General features: G+C 68.8%; 1 protein-coding gene. It reads left to right on the forward strand.

All coding sequences use genetic code 11. The features are described from left to right. On the forward strand, nucleotides 1-237 hold a 237-nt coding region (locus BHU15_RS18580; protein ID WP_438284967.1), incomplete at both ends, for a hypothetical protein.

Below are 237 nucleotides of genomic sequence, written 5' to 3' on the forward strand. Positions count from 1 at the left end.
GGTCGCGGGCGTCGGCACGAGCGTGCCGTTCACCGTCAGCCGCAAGCCCCTCTACCCGGACCTCGGGCGCGAGGCCATGGGGTACTTCTACTTCCACCGCATGGGCACCCCGGTCGAGGCCGAACACCTCCAGTACGCCGCCCACGCGCACGCCGCCCTGCATCCCGGCGACAACTCCGTTCCCTGCTACAAGAACTGGTGCGACAAGAGTGACGGCAGGAAGGACAGGAGGAGCGG

Source organism: Streptomyces niveus, assembly GCF_001723055.1.
Classification (GTDB): Bacteria; Actinomycetota; Actinomycetes; order Streptomycetales; family Streptomycetaceae; genus Streptomyces; species Streptomyces niveus.